Origin of the sequence: Rhizobium laguerreae (genome assembly GCF_002008165.1) — a bacterium.
Classification (GTDB): Bacteria; Pseudomonadota; Alphaproteobacteria; order Rhizobiales; family Rhizobiaceae; genus Rhizobium; species Rhizobium laguerreae.
In genome coordinates, this window is sequence record NZ_MRDM01000002.1 from 246,744 (window position 1) to 266,193 (window position 19,450).

Genomic DNA, 19,450 nt, shown 5'->3' on the forward strand with positions numbered 1-19,450 from the left:
GAGATGCCTTTCAACGGCCATAATTGCCGCAGGGTGCCGATGCGTCGAACGGGGCGCTGGGCCGAATGGAACGGGATCGCTGTGGCGCAGCTGCCACACCGAAATCGATCGAAGCGCCCGTCACGTTCCGCAGAAGGTCGCAAGCACCCGTTCGCTGGGCTTCGGCGGTTCCCTATAGGCGGCAAAGCCCGGCTGGTCCTCATAGGGTTTCGAAAGCACGCTAAGCATTGCTTCGAACAGCGAAAAATCGCCGTTCTCGACCGCGGCCTCGATCGCCTGTTCGACGCGGTGATTGCGCGGAATGAAGGCCGGATTGACGTCGCGCATGGCGACGGCGCGCTCGGTGGCCGTCTGTGGATCGCGTGACAGCCGCTCGCGCCACTGCATGAGCCACGCGCCGCAGGCATCCGGCTCGCGGAAACTCGCCGCAAATTCAGGCTCTGCGGCGTCATCGCCGGCAAGATCCGACAGCCGCCGGAAGGTCAGGGTGAAATCGGCACCCTGCGCCTGCATCAGCGTCAGCAGCGCCTGCACCAGGTCGAGATCGCCGTCCTCTTCGCCGGCAAGGCCGATCTTTTCGCGCATGCCGGCCAGCCAATGCGCCTGGAACCGTTCGCCGTAACTCTTTATCACGACATTCGCCTTGTCGACCGCGCTGTCAGGCTCGGCGTCGATCAGCGGCAGCAGCGTTTCGCCGAGCCTTGCGAGGTTCCATTGGCCGATGGCGGGCTGGTTGGCATAGGCGTAACGCCCGTGCTGGTCGATCGACGAAAAGACGGTCGCCGGATCGTAAGCGTCCATAAAGGCGCAGGGGCCGAAATCGATCGTCTCGCCGGAGACGGTCATATTATCCGTGTTCATCACGCCATGGATGAAGCCGACATGCAGCCAGCGGGCAATCAGCGCCGCCTGGCGGTCTGAAACCGCTTCGAACAGCGCGAGATAGGGGTTCTCGGCCTCTTTCAATGCCGGATAGTGCCGGTCGATCACATAATCGGCCAGAGCCCGCACGCCGTCGGTGTCGCCCCTGGCCGCGAAGTACTGGAAGGTGCCGACGCGGATATGGCTGGCCGCGACGCGGGTGAAGACCGCGCCAGGCAGCACCTCTTCGCGATAGACCGGCTCGCCTGTCGTCACCGCCGCCAGCGCCCGTGTGGCCGGAATGCCGAGCGCAAACATCGCCTCGCTGATGATATATTCCCGCAAAACCGGCCCGACTGCCGCCCGCCCGTCGCCGCGGCGCGAAAACGGTGTCGGTCCTGCGCCCTTCAGCTGGATGTCGTAGCGCTTGCCGCTGCGGTCAACGACCTCGCCGAGCAGGATCGCCCGCCCGTCGCCGAGCTGCGGCGAGAAGCCGCCGAACTGATGCCCGGCATAGGCCATCGCCAGCGGTTCGGCCCCTTCGGGAACGAGATTGCCGGAGAAGATCGCCGCGCCATCGCGGCGCAAGGCCTCGACGTCGAGCCCGAGTTCGGCAGCGAGCGGCTCGTTGAGCTTGATCAGCCAGGGCTCCGCCACCGCGGTCGGCGCTTGCGCCGCAAAGAAGCGTGGGGGCAAGCCGACATAGCTGTTGTCGAACGGAAAGGCCGCACCGGGCCGGTTTTTCTGCAGGGCGGAGGTCATGGTTCATAGGTAGGGCTAGGATGCCTGCCGCACAAGCCGGGGTATGAAGACCTTCACGAAGAACAGACCCATGCAAGGAATTGTGATCTGCCTTTACCTCTCGTCAAAGCAGCTTTGCCATAAACGACATAGCGCCGCGATGATCGCGGGCGTATAGCAAATCGTCTCCCCTTGGCTTTGCGCCATGTCATCCCCCGCGGCCTTGCTGCCTTGTGTGCTCCGCCGCGCCACCGCGAGTGATCCCGGACGATGTCGGATCAGATTTACCAAGCGCCGATGGTTCGGCGCGCCGCGCCCAATTTCCGGGTGATCGCAATGATTGTCGCGAGTGCGATGCTGATGGAAAACATCGATGCGACCGTGCTTGCGACCGCGCTGCCCACTATGGCACGCGATTTCGGCGTCGGCGCTCCGGCCATGTCGATCGCCCTGACCTCCTATCTCCTGAGCCTTGCGATCTTCATTCCGGCAAGCGGCCGGATGGCCGACAGTTTCGGCTCCCGCACCGTTTTCCGCTCGGCCATCGCCGTTTTCGTCGTCGGCTCCATCCTCTGCGCCCTGGCGCCGACGCTGTCCTTCCTGGTGCTGGCGCGGCTGCTGCAGGGTATCGGCGGCGCGATGATGATGCCGGTCGGGCGCCTGGTGCTGATGCGCAGCGTCGACCGCAAGGATATGGTCAGCGCCATGTCCTGGCTGCTCGTGCCGGCGCTGATCGGCCCGATCGTCGGCCCGCCGCTCGGCGGCTTCATCGTCACCTATCTCGACTGGCGCTGGATCTTTTATATCAACGTGCCGATCGGCATCATCGGCATGATCTTCGTGTCGATCTACATCGAAGAGGTGAAGGGCAAGGCAAGTGGTCCATTCGATACGATCGGCTTCATTCTCTCGGGCATCTCGCTCGGCTCGCTGCTCTTCGGCTTCGAAATGTCGAGCCATGAAGGCGAGGGCGCGTTTTCGATCTTCCTGATCGCCATCGGCCTGCTTTTCGGCATCGGCTATCTCAGACATGCTCGCAAGCATCCGTCGCCGATCATGGATTTCTCGCTGATGAAGGTGCCGAGCTTCGGCACGTCTGTTATTGCCGGTTCGCTGACCCGCATCACGCAAGGGGCGCAGCCCTTCCTGCTTCCGCTGCTCTTCCAGATCGGCTTCGGCCTGTCTGCGGCGGCGGCCGGCCAGATCATCATCGCGACCGCGCTTGGCGCTCTCGCCATGAAGCCGATGGCGAAGTTTGTCTTCCGCCGGCTGGGCTTCCGCAGGAGCCTCATCCTCAACGGCATCCTCGGTACGATCGGCTATGGCCTCTGTGCCGCCTTCCGGCCGGATTGGCCGATGCCACTCATCTTCGTAGTCCTGGTGCTCAGCGCCTTCTTCCTCTCGTTCCAGTTCACCGCCTATAACACCATCGCCTATGACGAGATCAGCAAGGAGCGGATGAGCTCGGCCACCAGCTTCTACACCACCTTCCAGCAGCTCATGCTGTCGCTCGGCATCTGCATCGGCGCCTTGGCGCTGCACGGCTCCATGGCCTTGTCGGGCACTGAGACGCCGGCCCTCGGCGATTTCTCCGCCGCTTTCATCGTCGTCACCATCATCTCGATCACTGCCACCTTCTGGAACCTGCGCTTCTCGCCGACCGCCGGCGAGGAGATCACCGGCTACAAGGCCAAACAGAGGAAAGGCGCCGTCGCCGAAGGCTGACGCCGCCTTTCCCTTCGTCAGAAGCCGACCGGCTCCCGCAGCCGCCTGCGTCGCAAGGGCCGGCCCTCGCGCCGGTCCGCCTCGAGCCCGTAGGTTATCGGGCCGGGCAAGCCCCCGAAGGCGAGATCATTATCCCGTAGAGCCACCTCCACGGCCGCCTCCGGCTCGGCGCGCCTCTGCCGTCCCGTGATCACAAGCCACAGATCGTGCCAGCGGCGCTCTCGCATCATCGTCCCCCCAATCGTCATTCTCTCCTCCCTCTCAGGTCGTCACGCCGCCTGCGGCAGGCATGCCTCGCAGATCGCCGCGACATGGCGGTGGTCGGTGCCGCAGCAGCCGCCGAGCACGCTGAGCGCTGGCATGCGGTCGATGAGCTTGCGATAGTGGCGGCCCAGATCTTCGGGATCGCCCGCATCCAGCGTTTCGCTATTGTCGAGCTGCTCATGGCTCATGGTCGAGGCATTGGCGCGGATGCCGGAAATGCGTTTCACCCAGGCGCTTCCAGGATCGAGCGCCGTTTCGAAATGTGTCGGGTGGGCGCAGTTGATCATGTAATAGGCCGGCGCCCCGCCGGTCATCGCATCGGTCGTCTCGATGGCCTCCTGAAGGCTGCGGCCCGTCACCAGCCGGCCATCCGTCTCCAGCGTGAAGGAAATGGCCGAGGGCATGCCGAGCGCCTGTGCCGCCCGCGCCACGCCGATCGCCTCGTCGATATTGGTCAGAGTGAAGGCACTCACCATATCCGCCTCGGTGCCGGCGAAAGCCCCGATCTGGAAGGCGTGGTAGTCTTCCGCCTCGGCGGCATCCATGACGCCCGCCTTGTAGCCGTCGCCGCGCGGGCCGATGGCGCCGCTGATGACGATCGGCTGCTCCGGCCGCTCATAGGCGCTGCGCAAGCCGACGAGCAGGTCGACGGCTTCCTCGTTGACTGCTTTCAGCGCATCGGTGCTATAGCCGAGCTTCTGCCCCCAGTCCGGATTGGCCCGCCATGTGGCAGTATCGAGCACGAAGCCCGTGCCGTGCCGCCGGGCGACATCGAGATAACGGCGATAGTAATTCCGCATCCGCTGCCGCCCGTCTTCGGAAGCCAGCAATATGAAGGCAGCGAAATGCGGAAGTTCGATCCCTTCCTGGAAGATCATCGTCGTTTCCATGCCGCCATCGGTAATGAAGGTGCCGCCTTTGAGCTGCGGCAACCCGTTTCTGTACTTTGCCATTGTTGAAGCCTCTCCTCGCGACACCCGATTGGCTGCCGTCGATGAATGATGTTCTGGCGTTTAATTGGCTGCCAAACTAGGCGACTTGCGGTATACTCCAGGCGGTTTTGGGTTTTGCCGATTGATTTCAATCGCTTGCTTCAACCGATCTTGCCGGGGGCGGAGGCAGATCTGATCATGCAACACTGAAAACTGTACCGCCGGTACAGGAGGGGACATGCGAAAGGGCGAGGAAACGCGGACGCGCATCCTCGATGTGGCGGAAGCGGCAGTCTTGCAGAAGGGTTTCGGCGGCACTTCCATCGAGGAGCTGATCGCCGAGACCGGCATCACCAAGAGCGGCTTCTTCTATCACTTCAGGGACAAGAACGAGCTCGCCAAGGCGCTGCTCAACCGCTACATCGATAATGACGAGCGCATCTATGATGAGATCTTCGGCCGCGCGCGCGATCTGACCGGCGATCCGCTGCAATCCTTCCTGCTCGGCCTGAAGCTGCTTTCCGAATTGCTCTCCGACCTGCCGAACGGACATCCCGGCTGCCTGGTGGCGACCGTCTGCTATTACGAGCGGCTGTTCGACCGGGAGATCCAAGAGACCAACCGGAATGCGGTGCTTGCCTGGCGGCGGCGCTTCGGCCGCATGCTCCGCGAGATCATGGAAGTCTATCCGCCGCGCGAACCCGTCGACGTCGACCAGCTCGCCGACATGGTGTCCTCCGTCCTGGAAGGCGGCATCGTTTTGTCGAAGACGCTGAAGGAGCCGAACACGCTGGCCGAGCAGGTGCTGATGCTCCGCACCTTCGTGAAAATGCTCTTCCTGCCGGTAGTGGAAATGCCGAGGGCCTAAAGCAACTCCAGCAAAAGTGCGAAACGGCTTTGCTGGAATTGCGCTGACATCCTCAGTCCCCGTCCTCCAACGCCGCCGCCATCTCCGCGAGCTTGCGTACGGTGTTGAGATTGCGCGACGTTCCGGGTTTCAGCGCCGGCAGCTTCAGCTTCGAGCGGCCGGAACCATTGGGATAGTGTACATAGATTTCCCTGCCGGCGAGCTTGGCCTCCTCGCCGTCGGGCGCCACCATCTTTTCCAGCGCATCGCCGGGCGGCTTTTCGGGCAGGAAGTACACGAGCAGGAAGTTCGGCTTGGCATCGGGAAAGGGTGCGTCGTCGACTACGCCGTCGAGTTCCTTGCGGCTGCGCACCATCACGCCTGGCCGCTTTCCGAGCTTCTTGCCGATTGCCTCGTCGAGCCGCTCCTCCACCGCCTTTTCCGCTTCATCCGCGCGGAAAAGCACGTTGCCGCTCTGGATGTAGGTCTTGACGTCGGAAAAGCCCAGGTCTTCGCAGATCGCCTTCAGTTCGGCCATCGGCAGCGCGCCGGTACCGCCGACGTTCACGGCGCGGAGGAGGGCGATATAGACGGCCATTTTTTCTCCCTTGGTACCGTGTGGCACCCCCAACCCAGCCCTTCACATCTTCCCAGCAACCTTGATCGCAAACGCATATTCAAACGCGATCTCTTCCAGCCGCTGGAAGCGGCCCGAGGCGCCGCCGTGGCCGGCGTCCATGTTGGTCTTGAGCAGGATCGGCGCGTTGCCCGTCGTCTTGTCGCGCAGCTTCGCCACCCACTTTGCCGGCTCCCAATAGGTGACGCGCGGGTCCGTCAGGCCACCGAGCGCCAGGATTGGCGGGTAAGCTTTCGTGTCGACATTGTCATAGGGGGAGTAGGAGGCGATCTGCTCGTATTCTTCCTTGCTGTCGATCGGGTTGCCCCATTCCGGCCATTCCGGCGGAGTGAGCGGCAAAGTGTCGTCGAGCATTGTGTTGAGCACGTCGACGAAGGGTACGGCGGCGATGAGGCCGGCGAACTTCTCCGGCGCCATGTTGGCAACCGCACCCATCAGCATGCCGCCGGCCGATCCGCCCTCGGCGATGATCTTCGCGTAAGACGTGAACCTCTGTTGATTCAGATAATCGGCCGCCGCGACGAAGTCCTTGAAGGTGTTGGTCTTCTTGTCCATCTTGCCGTCTTCATACCAGGAAAATCCCTTGTCCTTGCCGCCGCGGATATGGGCAATCGCATAGACGAAGCCGCGATCGGCGAGCGACAGGCAGTTGGTGTTGAAGCCGGCCGGAATGGTGATGCCGTAGGCGCCGTAGCCGTAGAGCAGGCAGGGCGCGCTGCCGTCGAGGGGGGCATCCTTGCGGTAGAGTAGGGTGACCGGCACCTTCTCGCCATCCCACGCCGGCGCAAAGACGCGGCGGGTGATGTAGTCGTCGGGATTGTGGCCGGACGGCACTTCCTGCGTCTTCAACAGCGTGCGCTCTCGCGTCACCATGTTGTAGTCGTAGAGCTGCGACGGCGTCGTCATCGAGGAATAGGAGAAGCGGATGGTATCCGTGTCATATTCCGCCGCACCCTGCAGCCCCAGCGAATAGGCTTCCTCGGCAAAGGCGATCGCGTGTTCCTCGCCGGTCGCCCGATCGCGGATCATGATCTGCGGCAGGCCGTCCTTTCGCTCCAGCCACAGAAGATGGCGGGCATAGGCCATGTGGCTGATGATGAGTGTACCGGGCTTATGCGGCACGACCTCGCGCCAGTTCTCTTTCACCGGATTGTCGACCGGCGCTTCCATGATCTTGAAATCCTTGGCGCCGTCGTCATTCGTCAGGATGTAGAAGACGTCGCCGCCCTCGGTCAACGAATATTCGATGCCCTCTTCGCGCGCCGCCACCAGCTTCGGCTCGGCTGTCAGGTCCTTGGTCGACAGCAGCCGGTATTCGCTGGTCTCGTGGTCGTGAATGTCGATATAGATGAAATCGTCGAGCAGCGAGCCGCCGACGCCCATGAAGAAGCCGGCATCCGGCTCCTCATAGACTAGCCGGTCTTCCGACTGCGGCTGGCCGAGAATATGGTGGAACACCTTCGACGGCCGGTGGTTCTCGTCCAGCGCCGAATAGAAGAAGCTCTTGCCGTCGGGCGCCCAGACGCCGCCGCCGCCGGTATTTTCGATCCGGTCGGCAAGGTCTTGCCCGGTCTGGAGGTCGCGCACCTGCAGCGTAAAGAATTCCGAACCCTTGTCGTCATAGCCCCAGATGCCGCGGCTGTGGTCGCTCGTATGGTCGAGGCCGGCGAGGCGGAAATAGGCCTTGCCTGATGCCTCCTTGTCGCCGTCGAGCAGCACCGTGCGGATCGTTTCGTCGGCGACATTGCCGTCGCGGGCGATGCGGAAATAGCGCGGCTGTTCGCCGCCGGTGACATAGAAAGTGCCGTAGGCAAAGGCGCCGTCCTTCATCGGCACGGAGCTGTCGTCTTCCTTGATGCGGCCGCGCATTTCGGCAAATAGCACCTTCTGAAGCGGCTTGGTGTCCTCCATCGCCGCGTTCATATAGGCGTTTTCGGCTTCGAGATGGCGGCGGATCTCAGGGTCGAGGATCGACGGATCCTTGAACATCGCCTGCCAGTTGTCGGCACGCAGCCAGGCATAGTCGTCCGTGCGGGTAATGCCGTGGCGCGTATCGGAGATCGGCTTCTTCGGTGCGGCAGGCGGGGTCGGCAGGCTCTTGAAAACGGACAAGGCGTGGCTCCGGGGTCGGAATGACGGGTTGGCAAGAGATAGAGGCGCGCCGCCGCCGGATCAAGCGGCAAAGGGTGTGGCAAGAGTACAGCTGCCCTTCCACAGACAAGGAGGACGCTCTGCCCGCATTGCCTTGATGTCACCACAATATTTAAGAAAGTCCGCTATCTCAGTGAATTTGCAGGTGCCAAGCCCCCCGCAAGCTGTCGGGGGTAGGGCAAAAATTGCAGAACAGTAAGGGATTTTTTCCGTAATGCCGAAACGTCTGGTCCTGTTTCTATCCCTCGCAAGTCTTGCTGCCCCCGCCTTTGCCGTCGATCCCGCTATCAAGAAGCAGCTGGAAAAACTCGATCCCGCGACCCGCCTGGAACAGAGCTGCGACACCGAGGCGATGAGCCGCATCAACCAAGACAGCACCGGCTTCAAGCCCGACAAGGTGATCGCTTACACCTTCAAGGACCCGATCCCTGGCGACAATTCGCTAGAGGCGCCGGGTGCCGTCTTCCGCAGCAAGGGCGACTGGTACCATCTCTCCTACAATTGCATCACCGGTCCGCAGCATATCAACGTGCGCGAGCTCAATTACGAGATCGGCGAGAAGGTGCCGCGCGAGAAGTGGAACAAGTATTATCTCTATGATTGATACGGCCTGTCCGCCCAAGCGGCTGCGGTGACATCCGGCCGCATGGCGCCGGGGGAGAGCCACCGCGAAAATTTGGCAGCTCGAATCATAGAAATCCACTATATGAACCGCATCCTGCTCGCTTCGGCGTTCCTTCTCGTCAGCATCTCGGCTGTATTCGCCGACGAAACTCCGTCAGCGCAGCCTGCTTCGGCCGTGGTCAGTCCGGTCCCGGCTGCAGTCAGTCCGGTCCCGGCTGCAGTCAGTCCGGCCCCGAAGGCGCCGGCGCTAAAACTCGTCGAGCCGCATCTGCATATCACCCGTTCCAATATCGCCGGCCATGCCCGCATTGCGCTGACCTTCGATGCCTGCATGGGCCAGGCGGACGAGCGCATCCTTTCCACGTTGGTGCGGGAACGCATCCCGGCAACGATCTTCGTCACCGCCCGCTGGCTGAAGCGCAATCCCGCAGCGCTTGCCGTGTTCCTGCAAAACCCCGATCTCTTCGAACTCGAAAACCACGGTCAGAACCATATTCCCGCCGTCGACAGGCCGACGCTGATCTATGGGATCGCGTCCGCCGGCTCACCGCAGGCGGTGCGGCAGGAAGTCGAAGGCGGTGCCGCCGCCATGGTCGCGGCCGGCATCCCGGCGCCGCACTGGTTTCGGGGCTCGACCGCCAAATATGATCTTTCCGCCATCGGCGAGATTCGCGCCATGGGCTATCGCATCGCCGGTTACTCCGTGAATGGCGACGGCGGCTCGCTGCTCGGGGCTGTGATCACCGAAAAGCGTATCGCCTCGGCCAGGGACGGCGACGTCGTCATCTCCCACATCAACCAGCCGACCCATGCGGCCGGCGAGGGGGTGGCCAAGGCACTGGTCGATCTCAAGACGAAGGGTACGCAATTCGTTCGCCTCGAGGATGTCGAGGACACTGGTGACGACAAGACGACGCAGTAACGGCCAGAAGCGCTTTTTCGTTTAACGCAGCGCTATCTCCGGCGGTCGAAAGCGCTCATGCAGCGTTCTGGAACCCGGTCCGTCGCGGTCGAGCGCGAAATCCTCGAACCAGTCGCGATGCATGCCGGCGAGCATGGCGCCGATCATCTGCGCGGCGAGATAGGAAAAGGTGATGCCGTTGCCGCCGTAGCCATAGGCTGCGAACACATGCGGTATCTCCGGCACCGGGCCGATCAGCGGCAGACCGTCGGCCGTCTCGCCGAAAGTGCCGCACCAGGCGTGTTCCACCCGCGTATCCGCCTTCGGCCACAGCCGCTTCATCTTCTCTTGGATTGCCTTGATCTTGGCCGGCAGCTTCCGATCCCGTACCTCGGCATCGATGGTCTCGTCATCCTCGCCGCCGGCGACGATGCGATTGTCCGCCGTCGTTCGCATGTAGAGATAGGGATGGCTGTCCTCCCAGATCAGCGCCCTGTCGCGCCAGAAATTTGCCGGGTCTTGCGGCACGGTGGCGAACGCCCAGCTAGAACTCGAGCGGTGCAGCTTCGGCATCTCGAGACCCGGCATCGAATAGCCGGTCGCCAGCACGACATGCCGCGCCTCGATGACGTGGCCTCCATCGGTCACTGCCGTGACATGATCGCCTTCGCTGTGAAGCGTGGTCACGGAAGCGTTGACCAGCAGCGCGCCGCGCCGCACCGCCATCTCGATCAAGGCCCAGGTCAGAAGCAGCGGATCGGCCTCCGCCGAACCCGGCGAATAGATCGCGCCATCCCGGTCGAGCTCGAACTGTGTGAAGAGATCGGGATGTTCGAGATAGACGCCGGGCAGGCCGGCCCGGCGGCGAAGCTGGCGCTCCTCCCTGAGGTTGCGCGCGCCTTCGCAGTTGGCGGCGAGATAGAGTGTGTTGCGCGGCCGGAAGCCGCAGGCGATGCCGTTTGCGGCGATGAGCTTGGAAAGGCCGGCGACCGCAGCACCACTGCGGCGGTAAATGCCGGCCGCGCGCTCGAAGCCGTAATAATCCTCGAGTTCGCTGAGCGTGCTGTCGATTTCCCATTGCAGCATCGCCGTACTCGCCGCGGTGCTGCCAAAGCCGGGCTCCTCCCGGTCGATGACCGCAACGGAAAAACCGCGCGCCGTCAAATGTTCGGCAACCAGGGCACCGGTGATGCCGCCGCCGACTACCGCGACGTCGGTGGAAAAGCTCTGCTCGATCGGCCGCCATTCCGGCCGTATGCCGCTCTTCCCCCAGAGAGAACGGCCGCTCACCATCTGGTCGTGATCGGATTCGGTAAGATCGAGATCAGATGCCACGGACGTTCCCCCGGTTGATCATTTCGGCAATTGCGGCTGCGGCTTTTCCTCGATCAGCAGTTCGTCGATGACAGTCATGACGATCAGCGAGAGCGGCAGCGCCAGCATGGCGCCGACGGCGCCCCACATCCATGTCCAGAACAGGATGGCGATGAAGACGACGAAGGGATTGATTTCCAGCCGCCGTCCCATCACTGCGGGGAAGATCAGGTTCTCCATGAGGAGATGCACTGTGAAGAAGGCTGCGGCCGGCATTAGGCCGATGAGGATGCCATCATGAGTCAGGATGCCGGCGATGGCGACAGCAAGCGTCATTAGAGTGATGCCGAGATAGGGGATGAAGCTCGACAGGAAGGCAAAGAAGCCCCAGAGCACCGGGGCCGACAGCCCGCCGGCATAGGCGATGACGGTCATGACGACGCCGAGCCCGACATAGATCAGCGAGGCCGTTGCGAAATAAAATCCGAGTACCTGCTCGACGGCATTGATGACGCGGATGGCCGCCAGGCGCTGCGTGCGGGTGCGGAAGGTCATGATGATCGTCTTGCGCAGGTTGACCCGACCAGCGAGGAAAAACAGCAGCGCCGCAAAGAAGATCAGTCCCTGCACCAGCGCCGGCGTCAGGCTACTTGTCACCACGTGCAGCACGTTGCCAGTGTTTTCGAGCAGCGCACCGATCGACATCGACCCGCTTTCGAATGTCGCCGGCGTGATATGCAGCCATGTGATGCGCTCCAGATAAGGCATGATGCGGTTGATGGTTCGCTCGGCGAAGGCGGGGCCTTCATTGGCAAGCGTCATCAGCGGGTCGGCGAGTGAGTTGATCAACAGGAAGATCACCAGCGCCACGCTGCTTGAAAGGATGAAGGCGTTGGCAAGCCGCGGCACGCCCATCTTGCTGAGCTTTTCCGCCGCCATGCCAAGGATCATGCCGACGACGACGGCAAGCGTGATTGGAATGAGGATCAGCGACATCAGATAGACGGCGGCAAGGAAGAGAATGCCGAAGATGCCGATGATCGCCCAGGCCATGCTGACATCGAGCCCGTCTTTTTCCAGCCGGTGCAGCGGCGGCGGCGGCAGTTCTTCCGCAGCCTCCTTTAGCGACTGTGCCCAAGCGCTGGTGTGGCGTTCGCCGATGGCGATCTTCTTTGCTTGTTTGCGGATGCCATTTGCGATGCCCATTGCGGTGAGGTCCCCCCGAAGCCCATTGCTTCGTGACGGAAACGCGCCGATGCGGTTCCGGTTCCCCCGGCACTCCAGCGCCTGTGTCCGTACCGGACATGTGCATATTGGGCCTTAGCGCTGGAACAAGTTTTCGGTCACGGGAGTTCGGCCTCGGAAGGAGTTACAGCTATGACTGCAGATCGAGATCAGATCAATACGACCGAGACCTACGGCACCGAGCCGCCTTATGCGGACAAGGCGGCGCTTGACGCCTCCGACCAACGGCGATGGTGGGTCTGGGGGATACTTGGGGCGGGCTTGGCGGTCTTCATCATCGCTGGCGTCAGTGTCGCGATCTGGCCCGACCCCAGCAGCAATGATCCAACGGCGACAGCCTCGACCAAGCCGGACCCGATCAATGCGCAACCATCCGGCCCCGGCACCTTCAACGACGATCCCGTCTCCGCCCCGGCAAGGCCTCCGGAAGCAGTGGACCGTTCACCATCGCCGAGCGGAAATGGTGGTGGGCCGACGCAGGTGACGACACCATCGGGCGCCGAGAAGGTCCGATAGACTCTTTGGATCAAGCCGACAGCGTTAGGCCAATGCCCCACGGATCTTTCAGGAAGATGCCGCCGTCGCGCTTCTCGCTTTTGATCTCGAGATTATCCAGTTTGGAGACGGCCGCATCCAGCGTGCCCTTGTCGTTGAAACGAATCTTGTAGTCGGACAGCCCGGTCATGTTGCCGGCGCGTGCCATGGCGCCGCGGCTGTTCCAGATATTGGCGCCGAGATGGTGGTGGTAGCCGCCGCTCGCAAAGAAACTCGCGCCCGGATAGCGCGCCATCAGCTTGAGGCCGAGGACGTCGCGGTAGAAGGCGTCGGCCTGCGGGATGTCGCCGACCTGCAGATGCAGGTGGCCGATCGCCGTCCCCGCAGCCATGCCGTCCCAGCGCTCATCAGGCGCGCTGTTGTAGAGCGCCTGCAGGTCGAGGCGTAGCGTCGCCATCTCCACCATGCCGTCCTCATGGAATTTCCATTGTTCGTGCGGCCGGTCGGCATAGATCTCGATGCCGTTGCCTTCGGGATCGGAAAGATAGATCGCCTCGCTGACGAGATGGTCCGAGGCGCCGTCCAGCGCGACGTTATTCTGTGCCGCATGGCGCAGCCAGCGTGCGAGCTCCGTCCGGTCCGGCATCAGGAAGGCGGTGTGGAAAAGGCCGGCGGCATTGCGCGGCGCGATGGTCGCATTCTTTGCGGTCGTCAGCGTCAGCAAAGGCAGGTCGCCGACACCCAGCACTTCGCCGCTCGCCGTCTTCTCGATCACCTTCAGGCCGAGCATCGATTGGTAGAAGCCGGAAACTAGACCGAGGTCGGTCACGACCAGATGCGACTGGTCGATATAGGCGGGCCGTGTCAGCGCATAGCAAGTTTCGGTCGTCATGGCTTGTTCTCCTGCCTCTGAATTGGCCCGTAGGATAGAAGGCGTACCGGCGGTGGCGGCAAACATGCCGCCCGTGGCAAGCCCGAGGAAGTTTCGCCGGTTCATTCGCCTCTGATCTCCCGTCGGCTGCCGTACTTGATCCCTATATGGCGCATTCCAATTGTTCACAGAAGACCTGTTTTTGAGGATGAAGCGTTGAGCAGATGTTGACGATGACTTGCGCCCACTTGATTGCGATCAATGCGCCCATATCTCCATTAGAGGAAAACTTATATCTCAGTCATGGAGGGAAGCCATGTACAGGAAGATCATCGTAGCGATCGCGCTCGGCGGCATCGACAAGGGAGAAAAAATCCTTCGCAAGGCCGCGTCTCTGCTCGACGCAGGCGGCGAGATCATCGCGCTCAATGTCGTCGAGGATGTGCCGAGTTATGTCGCGATCGAACTGCCGGCCAATATGGTCGAGGACGTCATGAAGGACAGCCGCGGGCAGCTGGAAGCGCTGCTCGCCGCAGCCGGTGTTGCAGCAACTGTCGAGATCCGCAACGGCCCGCCTGCCAAAGCGATCATCTCGGCCGCCGAAAGCCACGGCGCCGACCTGATTATCGTCGCCTCGCACGTTCCCGACTTTTCCAACTACTTCATCGGCGCCACCGCTGATCGGGTCGTGCGCCATGCCAAATGCTCGGTGCTGGTTGACCGTCAGAAGGTTTGACTTTGCGCCCTGCTGCCTGTCACGAAGATTTACCGCCTGTGCGCTTTGCCGCAGTTGCGCGCCCGTCCGTTCGATGCGACGATTGCAATCGGGTATGAAATGGATTGGCGTGCATGGGCGAGTTCAACGGCATTCGCTGGGCTTATGATAGATACGAACTGATCGCCGACGGTATCGTTCATGGCGTCGGTCTCGTGCTGGCGCTGATCGGGGCTACCGTGCTGATCTTCTACGCCACAGTCTGGAGCTCCTACGGCGCGCTCGCCGCCGCCTGGATCTATGGCGTCGGGCTGGTGCTGACACTTGCCATTTCCTTTTCCTACAACGCCTGGCCGGTCTCGCGCACGAAGTGGTATCTGCGCCGCTTCGATCATTCGGCGATCTTCCTGCTGATCGCCGCCACCTATACGCCGTTTCTCGAACGCGGCGCCGACGACCCGCTGCTCTTGTTCATGCTGGTCGCGATCTGGCTGTTTGCCGCTGTCGGCATTCTCCTGAAATGCGCCTTTCCCGGGCGTTTCGACCGTCTTGCCATCCTGCTTTATCTCGCTATGGGCTGGAGCGGCGTGCTGGTGGCCGAGCCGGTTGCCTCGCGCATTCCCGCCGCGTCCATGCTGCTGATCGTCATCGGCGGCGTCATCTATTCGCTCGGCGTCATCTTCCATGTCTGGGAGAAGCTGCGCTTCCAGAACGCCATCTGGCACGGCTTCGTCGTCACCGCCGCGGCGGTGCATTATTCGGCCGTCTTCACCTGTTTCAGCCTGTCGGCGCCGGGCCTCTGAACGACTGATGTGCCGGAGGTCGTCGGTCTTTCGCATCCGCCGTTTACATGTGTGCAGGCGCGGCGTATGCCCACCTTCGCAAACAATATGAACCCGAGCATCATGACAGACGCTGTCCTCCTCCGCGACGCCACCGAAGCCGATCTTTCCGCCATCCGCGATATCTACAATCATGCGGTCGAGCACACCACGGCAATCTGGAACGACACCCTGGTCGATCTCGAAAATCGGCAGGAATGGATGAGGGCGCGCAAGGCGCGCGGCTTTCCCATCATCGTCGCCGAACTATCGGGCAAGGTCGCAGGCTATGCCTCCTATGGCGACTGGCGGCCTTTCGACGGCTACCGCCACACGGTCGAGCATTCCGTCTATGTCGACAAGGATTGCCGCGGTGCGGGCATCGGCCGGCGCCTGATGCGGGAACTGATCGCGCGTGCTGCGGCCGGCAATATCCATGTGATGATTGCCGGTATCGAGGCTGAGAACGTTGCCTCGATCAGGCTGCACGAAAAGCTCGGCTTCCGCATCGTCGGCAGATTTTCCGAAGTCGGCACCAAGTTCGGCCGCTGGCTGGACCTCACCTGCATGGAACTTCGCCTGCCCGGCAAGGCGGATTGATCCACCTGCCAGGAAAAGCCGGACCGCAATCCATTGTGAACGGCGCGGGCCATCTTTTTATTGTAGTCTGAGCTGTGTAAGAAAATGGAAGGCTGCTTCGCGAAAGGCGGCCTGAAAGCGTCATGTAAGCGTGATGGGGGTGAACTGTTCAATGGCAATGCACGGATCGTCGCTCGGTCTCCTTGCCCTCGTGCTTCTGGCATTTTCGCCAATTGCCGCACGGGCCGCCGATTGCAGCAGTCTGGCCGAGCCGAAGCTCGACTGGCAGGAATGCACCAAGAAAAACCTGATGTTGCAGGGCAGTGATCTCGAAGGCGCCAATCTCGTCGGCACCGATTTTTCGCTGACCGATCTCGCCGGCGCCAACGTCAAATCCGCCAATCTGGAGAAAGCGACGCTGGTGCGCGCCTCTCTCGAGGGCGCACACGCCGAGGGCGCCAATTTCGCCAAGATCGAGGCCTACCGATCCAGCTTCGCCAATGTCGCCGCCGAGGGCGCGTCCTTTGCTGGCGCCGAGCTGCAGCGCGCCAATTTCGCCGGCGCCCAGCTCTCCGGCGCGAGCTTCGAAAAGGCTGAACTCGGCCGCGCCGATTTCGACAAGGCGGTGCTGACGGGGGTGAAATTCTCTTTCGCCAACCTCTCCCGCGCGGATCTCTCCAAGGCCACCTTCGAAGGCCCGGCGACCTTCGAGCGCGCCTTCATGTTCCTGACCCGCATCGAAGGCCTCGACCTCTCGGGCGCCGCCGGGCTCGAACAGGCGCAGATCGACCTTGCCTGCGGCGATGCCTCGACCAAGCTGCCGGCAGGCCTTTCGGCACCCACCACTTGGCCATGCCCCGCCGATCACGATTGATTGCGGGTTTCGCGCGATGCCGAGCGGTTGGTAAGACCCTATGGGCAACAATGGCTGGCGGGCACGCAACGATCTGCTGGGACTGTCGGATTCGATTTAGTGCAATCGCAACTCGCCATTCGTTCGGTCCGATTAGCCGCTGGTGGCTATAGCGAACGGAATGCAGCGGCCTGTTGATCGGTAATGGCTCGGCTGGCGTCGCCATTCGCCGGTCGGGGTCGATGTGATGGATCGCCACGGCAATGTTCAGGTGTTCACGACAGCATGACGGATCAGTGGGGAGGCGGGTCATCCGCCTTTCCTATTCCGGTTCCTCTTCATCCGAACTCAGCAGATCAACAAGCGCAGCAACCCTGCCTGTTGGCAGAGGCCGGCCTTCACCCATCAAGGCTTCGTCGTTGCTGGCCCACGCAAATGCCTCGGCGAGTTCAGCCTGGGTGGCGCCTGTCGCGATGACCTCGGCCACGAGCGTTTCATCGGCGGGCCCGAGGACGGCGATGACGTCCTTTGAAGTCATTGTCATAACCATTTCTCCTCTCTCAAGCTCAGCTCAGATATGGTGGTGCCTTCGAAGAAAGCAATTTTTCGCTGAGAAATTCTCTCCTCTTGAAACGGTAAACTGCTGAATTATATCAGTATTGTCGATCGCCGAGCAGGGATCGACAGGTCCAGGAGACGCCTGTCGCTCTTGGCGTCTCTTGTATCCATGTTGCTTGTAAGGAGGATATGGCTATGAGGACAAACCTCGATTTCTCCCCCCTGATCCGGTCGAGCGTCGGCTTCGAGCGGATGTTGAACGCACTCGAGGCTGCAAGCCGCGCCGAGACAATCGACAACTGGCCGCCTTACGATATCGTCAAAACCGGCGAGGACGAATACCGCATCGCCATGGCAGTGGCGGGCTTCTCGCAGGACGAACTGGCGATCATCCAAGAGCAGAACATGCTCGTCGTCTCAGGGCAGAAGGCGAACGGCGAAGATGTTCAATACCTGCATCGCGGCATTGCTGGTCGAAGCTTCCAGCGTCGGTTCGAATTGGCCGACCACGTCAAGGTCGTGGATGCCGGCCTCGTCAACGGTCTGCTGACTATCGATCTCAAGCGTGAAATTCCTGAAGAGATGAAGCCGCGCCAGATCGAGATCGGAACTGGGAATGCAATGCCGAAGGCCGAGACCAAGCAGATCAAGGCCGAGACGCAGGCAGCCTGAACCGTCAGGAATGCCCAAGAACCACCAGAAAGGAGTAAGCCATGAGTGTTCGTGATTTGATTCCATGGGGCCGCAGCAACGGCCACCAAGTTCCGAGTCTCCTCCGCGAGGACGACCATGATCCCGTCCTGTCGCTCCATCGCGAGGTCAACAGGCTGTTCGACGATGCTTTCCGCAGCTTCGGCTCTGGCCTGCCGTCACTGCGGGGCGCCAGCGGTTTCGGTGCCGGCTGGCCGAGTGTCGAGATCTCCGACACCGATAAGGATATCAAGGTGACGGCCGAAGTCCCCGGCCTTGAGGAAAAGGACATCGAGGTCATTCTCGATGATGGCGTTCTGACGCTGAAGGGTGAAAAGCGTTCGGAGACGGAAGACAAGGAGAAGCAGTTCTCGGAGCGCTACTATGGCCGCTTCGAGCGACGCATCCCCCTCGGGACCGAGGTCAAGGAAGATCAGGTCGACGCCACCTTCAAGAACGGCGTCCTGACCGTCACCTTGCCCAAGACCGAAAAGGCGCAGTCACAGGTCAGGCGCATCGCCATCAGAAGCTGATCGAAACGAGGGCGGCGGCCGACCACTTGGCCGCCGCCGCTACCATGTCGTCCATGATGGCACGGAAATTTCTGTCGCGCTTAGTCTCCTCATGGCCGCGGGATCGGCAGATGCCGATCGCAGGTTCAGGCCTATTTCCCAGGCTCGAACACCATGGAGTGGCCGTTGATGCAGTAGCGCAGGCCGGTCGGCGGTGGGCCGTCCGGAAAGACGTGGCCGAGATGGGCGTCGCAGCTGCCGCAGCGGATTTCGGTGCGCACCATTCCGTGGGTCGTGTCGCGATGCTCGATCACCGCTTCGGGCGACACCGCTTCGAAATAGCTCGGCCAGCCGCAGCCGGCATCGAATTTCGTGTCGGAGCGGAAAAGTGGCGCGTTGCAGCCGACGCAGCGGTAAAGCCCTGTCTCGAACGAATCCCAGTAGGGGCCGGTGAAGGCGCGTTCGGTGCCGTGCTGGCGCGTGATGCGGTATTGCTCGGGGGTGAGCTGCTCTTTCCATTCGGCGTCGGTCTTGTGGATCTTGGCGGTGGTCGCAGTTTCGGACATGAGGTGCTCCTTTCGCCGAGGGGCGGGTTCCGTTTCGCGAGAAAATGTGGTGCGCCGCATTCACTTCATCAAGTCTCCCGCGGCGCGCCATGAGATTGGCCGCATACCCAATTGGGGGAAGAGGCTTGCTTTTACATCCGTTAGGGGTTTTCTGTTAGGGTTAATGTTGCGTGCATTGGAGAATCACTGGTGTTTGAGGCAGCAATCGTCCTGCTCTACGGCCTTGTGGCCGTGGCAGCCATGGCGGTCACCCTGTTGGAAGGCTGGGCCAACCATGACGGCTTGACGCTTCATCGTCTCGCCGGGCTCCTTGCTTGCCTGCTCTGGCCGTTGACGCTTCTGGTGTTCATCCTGCACGGTTGCATCGCCCGGCTGCTGACGCGCCTTTCCAGATCGACGGCCTGATCGGCTTCGAACATCGCGTGCTTCGCAGGACGGGCCGAAATCGCTTGAGACACTCCCTCGTTTCGCCTAAGTCAGAAGACAGGCCGGTTTTCGCCGGCTTTTCGTCCGTTGCCTTTACAGCGCCGCGCGTCTTGTCAGATGCG

At 61.9% G+C, this 19,450-nt stretch carries 21 protein-coding genes; 12 read left to right on the top strand and 9 right to left on the bottom strand.

Going from position 1 to position 19,450, the window contains the following annotated elements; genetic code table 11:
• Positions 1-120: 120 nt before the first annotated feature.
• Positions 121-1,623, bottom strand: a complete 1,503-nt coding sequence (locus BS630_RS01460; RefSeq protein ID WP_077976000.1) for a protein adenylyltransferase SelO — start codon at positions 1,621-1,623, stop codon at positions 121-123.
• 249 nt (positions 1,624-1,872) lie between these two features.
• Between BS630_RS01460 and BS630_RS01465 the strand changes: the two genes are divergently transcribed.
• Complete coding sequence (locus tag BS630_RS01465) at positions 1,873-3,327, top strand: MFS transporter (RefSeq protein WP_077976001.1); 1,455 nt, start codon at positions 1,873-1,875, stop codon at positions 3,325-3,327.
• 269 nt (positions 3,328-3,596) lie between these two features.
• On the opposite strand, the gene BS630_RS01475 is transcribed toward BS630_RS01465, so the two are convergent.
• Positions 3,597-4,544, bottom strand: coding sequence for a homocysteine S-methyltransferase family protein (locus tag BS630_RS01475; protein ID WP_077976003.1), 948 nt, complete (start codon positions 4,542-4,544; stop codon positions 3,597-3,599).
• A gap of 217 nt (positions 4,545-4,761) precedes the next feature.
• Here BS630_RS01475 and BS630_RS01480 point away from each other — a divergent pair, with 217 nt between their 5' ends.
• Entirely contained in the window at positions 4,762-5,391 is a 630-nt protein-coding gene (locus BS630_RS01480) for a TetR/AcrR family transcriptional regulator (protein WP_077976004.1), read from the top strand.
• A 52-nt stretch (positions 5,392-5,443) separates the two neighbouring features.
• Here BS630_RS01480 and BS630_RS01485 read toward each other — a convergent pair whose 3' ends face one another.
• The gene (locus tag BS630_RS01485) at positions 5,444-5,968 is read right to left on the bottom strand and encodes a DUF1697 domain-containing protein (protein WP_077976005.1); all 525 of its coding nucleotides are present in this window, start codon (positions 5,966-5,968) and stop codon (positions 5,444-5,446) included.
• A 42-nt stretch (positions 5,969-6,010) separates the two neighbouring features.
• A complete protein-coding gene (locus BS630_RS01490; protein WP_077976006.1) occupies positions 6,011-8,119 on the bottom strand; it encodes a S9 family peptidase in 2,109 nt (702 codons plus the stop codon).
• A gap of 253 nt (positions 8,120-8,372) precedes the next feature.
• On the opposite strand from BS630_RS01490, the gene BS630_RS01495 reads away from it, so the two are divergent.
• Positions 8,373-8,762, top strand: coding sequence for a DUF930 domain-containing protein (locus BS630_RS01495; RefSeq protein WP_077976007.1), 390 nt, complete (start codon positions 8,373-8,375; stop codon positions 8,760-8,762).
• A gap of 102 nt (positions 8,763-8,864) precedes the next feature.
• Entirely contained in the window at positions 8,865-9,704 is an 840-nt protein-coding gene (locus BS630_RS01500; protein ID WP_077976008.1) for a polysaccharide deacetylase family protein, read from the top strand.
• Positions 9,705-9,725: 21 nt separating this feature from the next.
• On the opposite strand, the gene BS630_RS01505 is transcribed toward BS630_RS01500, so the two are convergent.
• A complete protein-coding gene (locus BS630_RS01505; RefSeq protein ID WP_077976009.1) occupies positions 9,726-11,018 on the bottom strand; it encodes an NAD(P)/FAD-dependent oxidoreductase in 1,293 nt (430 codons plus the stop codon).
• A gap of 18 nt (positions 11,019-11,036) precedes the next feature.
• On the bottom strand, positions 11,037-12,203 hold the full coding sequence (locus BS630_RS01510; protein WP_077976010.1) for an AI-2E family transporter: 1,167 nt from the start codon (positions 12,201-12,203) through the stop codon (positions 11,037-11,039).
• 171 nt (positions 12,204-12,374) lie between these two features.
• On the opposite strand from BS630_RS01510, the gene BS630_RS01515 reads away from it, so the two are divergent.
• Positions 12,375-12,758, top strand: a complete 384-nt coding sequence (locus BS630_RS01515) for a hypothetical protein (RefSeq protein WP_077976011.1) — start codon at positions 12,375-12,377, stop codon at positions 12,756-12,758.
• A 10-nt stretch (positions 12,759-12,768) separates the two neighbouring features.
• Here BS630_RS01515 and BS630_RS01520 read toward each other — a convergent pair whose 3' ends face one another.
• Positions 12,769-13,734, bottom strand: coding sequence for a VOC family protein (locus BS630_RS01520; protein ID WP_170268349.1), 966 nt, complete (start codon positions 13,732-13,734; stop codon positions 12,769-12,771).
• A 190-nt stretch (positions 13,735-13,924) separates the two neighbouring features.
• Here BS630_RS01520 and BS630_RS01525 point away from each other — a divergent pair, with 190 nt between their 5' ends.
• The 4 genes from BS630_RS01525 (at position 13,925) to BS630_RS01540 (ending at position 16,597) form a co-directional block, all read left to right on the top strand.
• Positions 13,925-14,344, top strand: a complete 420-nt coding sequence (locus BS630_RS01525; RefSeq protein ID WP_020049175.1) for a universal stress protein — start codon at positions 13,925-13,927, stop codon at positions 14,342-14,344.
• 113 nt (positions 14,345-14,457) lie between these two features.
• Complete coding sequence (trhA, locus tag BS630_RS01530) at positions 14,458-15,126, top strand: PAQR family membrane homeostasis protein TrhA (protein WP_077976013.1); 669 nt, start codon at positions 14,458-14,460, stop codon at positions 15,124-15,126.
• Between the two features lie 66 nt (positions 15,127-15,192).
• Entirely contained in the window at positions 15,193-15,744 is a 552-nt protein-coding gene (locus BS630_RS01535; RefSeq protein WP_077976014.1) for a GNAT family N-acetyltransferase, read from the top strand.
• Positions 15,745-15,895: 151 nt separating this feature from the next.
• The gene (locus BS630_RS01540) at positions 15,896-16,597 is read left to right on the top strand and encodes a pentapeptide repeat-containing protein (RefSeq protein WP_077976015.1); all 702 of its coding nucleotides are present in this window, start codon (positions 15,896-15,898) and stop codon (positions 16,595-16,597) included.
• Positions 16,598-16,898: 301 nt separating this feature from the next.
• Here BS630_RS01540 and BS630_RS01545 read toward each other — a convergent pair whose 3' ends face one another.
• Positions 16,899-17,120: a hypothetical protein gene (locus BS630_RS01545; protein ID WP_017959619.1), complete on the bottom strand. Its 222-nt coding sequence runs from the start codon at positions 17,118-17,120 to the stop codon at positions 16,899-16,901.
• A gap of 209 nt (positions 17,121-17,329) precedes the next feature.
• Here BS630_RS01545 and BS630_RS01550 point away from each other — a divergent pair, with 209 nt between their 5' ends.
• Together BS630_RS01550 and BS630_RS01555 are read left to right on the top strand one after the other, a co-directional pair.
• Entirely contained in the window at positions 17,330-17,806 is a 477-nt protein-coding gene (locus BS630_RS01550) for an Hsp20 family protein (protein WP_077976016.1), read from the top strand.
• A 41-nt stretch (positions 17,807-17,847) separates the two neighbouring features.
• Complete coding sequence (locus BS630_RS01555; RefSeq protein WP_077976017.1) at positions 17,848-18,357, top strand: Hsp20/alpha crystallin family protein; 510 nt, start codon at positions 17,848-17,850, stop codon at positions 18,355-18,357.
• Positions 18,358-18,488: 131 nt separating this feature from the next.
• Here BS630_RS01555 and msrB read toward each other — a convergent pair whose 3' ends face one another.
• Positions 18,489-18,902, bottom strand: coding sequence for a peptide-methionine (R)-S-oxide reductase MsrB (gene msrB, locus BS630_RS01560; RefSeq protein ID WP_017959622.1), 414 nt, complete (start codon positions 18,900-18,902; stop codon positions 18,489-18,491).
• A 189-nt stretch (positions 18,903-19,091) separates the two neighbouring features.
• Here msrB and BS630_RS01565 point away from each other — a divergent pair, with 189 nt between their 5' ends.
• Positions 19,092-19,307, top strand: a complete 216-nt coding sequence (locus BS630_RS01565) for a hypothetical protein (protein WP_017959623.1) — start codon at positions 19,092-19,094, stop codon at positions 19,305-19,307.
• Positions 19,308-19,450 lie beyond the last annotated feature (143 nt).